This window comes from Streptomyces sp. WAC 04229 (assembly GCF_003947455.1).
GTDB lineage: Bacteria > Actinomycetota > Actinomycetes > Streptomycetales > Streptomycetaceae > Streptomyces.
Map to the genome: position 1 here is coordinate 1 of NZ_QHJH01000339.1, position 3,662 is coordinate 3,662.

The 3,662-nt window shown below is 74.2% G+C and carries 4 protein-coding genes; all 4 read right to left on the reverse strand.

All coding sequences use genetic code 11. The features are described from left to right. On the reverse strand, positions 1 to 1,050 hold a 1,050-nt coding region (locus DMH12_RS37745), incomplete at its 3' end, for a branched-chain amino acid ABC transporter permease (RefSeq protein ID WP_148107594.1). Beyond that, a complete protein-coding gene (locus DMH12_RS37750; protein WP_122615493.1) occupies positions 1,043 to 1,942 on the reverse strand; it encodes a branched-chain amino acid ABC transporter permease in 900 nt (299 codons plus the stop codon). The genes DMH12_RS37750 and DMH12_RS37745, both read right to left, overlap by 8 nt. Continuing rightward, positions 1,939 to 2,727, reverse strand: coding sequence for an ABC transporter ATP-binding protein (locus DMH12_RS37755; protein WP_125495770.1), 789 nt, complete (start codon positions 2,725 to 2,727; stop codon positions 1,939 to 1,941). The genes DMH12_RS37750 and DMH12_RS37755 overlap by 4 nt, the downstream gene beginning before the upstream one ends. After that, the gene (locus DMH12_RS37760; protein WP_125495771.1) at positions 2,724 to 3,506 is read right to left on the reverse strand and encodes an ABC transporter ATP-binding protein; all 783 of its coding nucleotides are present in this window, start codon (positions 3,504 to 3,506) and stop codon (positions 2,724 to 2,726) included. Before DMH12_RS37760 ends, DMH12_RS37755 begins: the two co-directional genes overlap by 4 nt. Positions 3,507 to 3,662 lie beyond the last annotated feature (156 nt).

Genomic DNA, 3,662 nt, shown 5'->3' on the forward strand with positions numbered 1-3,662 from the left:
GCGGCGCAGGCGGGCACGGGTGCGGCGGGCCAGCCCGTGCAGGCCGTCGGGGGCGTAGAGGAGGATCACGACGATCGCGGCTCCGTAGAGGTAGCGGGACGCCTCGGTCGGGCCGATCGATCCGCCGCCGGAGCCCGGGGTCGCCACCAGCGGCAACTGGTCGGCGTAGCGGGTCATCAGCAGGGGCAGCGCGGTGACGAAGACGGCACCCGCGGTGGCTCCGGCGACCGAACCCAGTCCGCCGATGACGATCATGGCCAGGTAGTCGACGGAGAGGGCGAGGGAGAAGTAGTCGGGGACGACGCGGCGGAAGGAGAGCGCGAGCAGGACGCCCGCCAGGCCCGCGTACATGGAGGAGACGACGAACGCCGCCGAGCGGTACCGCGCCACGTGCACGCCCATCACCGACGCCGCGGTCTCGCTGTCGCGCAGCGCCACCAGGGCGCGGCCGGGCCGCCCGCGCAGCAGTCCGCGGGCGGTGAACCAGGTGACGGCGAACAGGACGAGGCCCAGGTACCAGAGCCGTTCCTCGGCACCGAACGGCACGCCCAGGAGCGTCAGTTCCGGATCGGTCTCGGCGAAGGTGAAGCCGCCCAGCTCCAGCGGCGGCACCGAGCGTCCGTTGAAGCCGCCGGTGACGGAGTCCGCGGTGAGCAGGACGTGGTGGCCGAGGAAGACCAGGGCGAGGGTGGCCACGCCCAGGTAGATGCCCTTGACCCGGCCGGCGACGGGACTGAACAGGCCGCCGGCCGCCCCGGCCAGGAGTACGGCGAGCAGCGCGGCGAGGGAGGGCGGCAGCCCGGGGCCGGGCTCGCCCGCCAGCCACACGTAGCCGTACGCGCCGACCGCGAGGAAGAAGGCGTGCCCGAGGGAGAGCTGGCCGGCGGTGCCGCTGAGCAGGCCGAGACCGACTGCTCCGATGGCGGCGGCCATCGAGAACAGGCCGATGCGCAGCCAGAAGGCGTCCAGGTAGAACGGCAGGGCGCACAGGAGGAGGACGGGCAGGAGGAGGCCGCCGCGTCGCAGGAGAGCGGAGAGTCGGTCAGACACGGGCCGCCCCCTTCGCCGCGAAGAGTCCGGCGGGGCGCACCAGCAGGACCAGCACCATCACGGCGTACGGCGCGACGTCGCCGAAGCCCTCGCCGAGGACGTGCAGGTCGGACTGGTAGCCGGCGACGAACGCCTCGGTGAGGCCGATCAGCATGCTGCCGACGAGGGCGCCGACCGGGGAGGCCATGCCGCCGAGGATGGCGGCCGGGAACGCCTTCAGGGCGATCTGCCCGGTGGTGCGTTCGAGGCCGGGTGCCGGGAAGGCGACCAGGAAGACCGCGGCGAGCGCGGCGAGGCCGCCGGCCAGGCACCAGGCGGCGGTGCGCACCCGTGTCAGCCGAACGCCCATCAGGGCGGCGGCCTCCGAGTCCTCGGCGGCGGCGCGCAGCGAGAGGCCCCACGAGGTGAACCGGAAGAGGGCGAAGGCGCCGCCGATGGCGAGGGCGGAGACCAGGATCGCGGCGACGCGGCTGTCGGCCACGGTCACCGGGCCGAGGTCGGTCACGGCGTCGCCCCAGGGGTCGCCGAGCGGCAGCAGGTCGCCGCCGATGCGCCGGGCCAGGTCGGTGACCAGGACGATGTCGATGCCGATGGTGACGATGGTCTGTACGTGCGCGGCGTGCGGGTCGCCGCCGCCGACCGGCTGGAGCAGCAGGCGGTCCAGCGCCCCCGCCACGGCAGCGGTCACGAGGACCGCGACGGCCAGCGCCCCGGCGAAGCCGAGGTCGTCGTGGAGGACGGCGACGAGGTAGCCGCCGAGCAGCAGCAGGGAGCCGTGGGCGAAGTTCAGTACGCCGGAGGCCTTGAAGATGGTGACGAAGCCGAGCGCGATCAGGGCGTAGACGGAGCCGAGGGCGAGGCCGTTGAGGAGGTTGTCGAGGAAGCCGCTCATGCCGCGTCCTCCCCGGTGGTGCCGGTGCCGAGGTAGGCGCGCAGCACCTCGGGGTCGCGCCGGACCTCGTCGGGGGTGCCGTGGGCGATGGCCTTGCCGAAGTCGAGGACGGTGACCTCGTCGGCGAGCCGCATCACCAGTCCCATGTCGTGTTCGACCAGGACGACGGAGAGGCCGAGTTCGGCACGGATCTCCCGGACGACCTCGGTCATGCGGGCGCGTTCGGCGGCGTTCATGCCGGCCACGGGTTCGTCGAGCAGCAGGACACGGGGCTCCAGACAGAGGGCGCGGGCGAGTTCGACGCGCTTGCGGTCGCCGTAGGAGAGCAGGGCGACGGGCGAGGTGAAGTGGGCTCCGAGGCCGACGAGTTCGGCGATCTCCCGGGCCTTGGCGAGGTGATCGCGCTGTTCGCGCACGGCGCGCGGCAGCCGCAGGGCGCTGGCGGCGAAACCGGCGCGGGACAGGGCGTGGCGGCCGAGCATCAGGTTGTCGGCGACGGTGCCCTGGGTGGTGACGATGTTCTGGAAGGTGCGGGCCACGCCGAGCGCCGCGATGCGGTGCGGGGCGAGCCGCGTCAGCTCGGCGTCGCCGAGCCGTACGGTGCCGGTGGTGGGGCGGTACAGACCCGACAGGACGTTGAAGCAGGTGGACTTGCCGGCGCCGTTGGGGCCGATGACGGCGTGCAGGGTGCCGGGGGCGACGGTGAAGGAGACGTCGTCGAGGGCGACGAGTCCGGCGAAGCGCACGGTCACGCCCCGGACGTGGAGCGCGTCGGGGGCGGTCACGCGGCCCCCTGACCGTCGGTGGTCTCGCCCAGGTAGAGGCGGCGTACGGCGTCGGTCCGGGCGAGTTCCGCGGCGGGTCCGGAGAGCCGGACCTCGCCGACCTCCAGGACGTACGCCTCTTCGGCGAGGGACAGGGCCATGCCGGCGTTCTGTTCGACGAGCAGGACGGCGGTGCCCTGGGCGTTGATCTCGCGGACGACGCCGGCGATGCGGTCCACCATCATCGGGGCGAGGCCGAGGGAGGGTTCGTCCAGGAGGAGCAGGCGGGGCGCGGCCATCAGGGCGCGGCCGATGGCCAGCATCTGCTGCTCCCCGCCGGACAGCAGGCCGGCGGCCTGGCGGGTGCGTTCGGCGAGCCGGGGGAAGAGCGCGAAGACGCGGTCCCTGCCCTCGCGGACCTGGGCCGGGGCGCGCCGGCCGAGGCCGAGCCCGCCGGCCCGCAGGTTCTCGTCGACGGTGAGTCCGGCGAACACCCGCCTGCCCTCGGGCACCTGTACGACTCCGGCGCGTACGGCGGCGACCGGGTCCCGGCCGTCGAGGGCCGTGTCGCCGTAGCGGACGCGGCCGGCCGTGATCGCCCCTCGGTGCAGGCGCAGTGTGCCCGAGACGGCCCGCAGCAGCGTCGTCTTGCCGGCGCCGTTGGCACCGAGGAGGGCGACGACGGCGCCGTGCGGGACGGTCAGGGACACGGAGCGGAGGGCGGACAGTGCGCGCCCGTACGTCACGTCGAGGCTCTCGACGTGCAGCGCGGGCGCACCGTCCGGTGGTGCTGCGGGCATCGCGGCTCCTTGGGACCGGCCGAATCGGCACGGTGACGGGTGAATGGGGGGAGCTCACGACAGCACGGACACGGGTGCCGGTACAGGGCACCCGGGCCGGGTCGCTGCGGCGTCCCAGTCCGGGGGCGGAGAGTCTGTGCGGATGCCCAGGCGGGG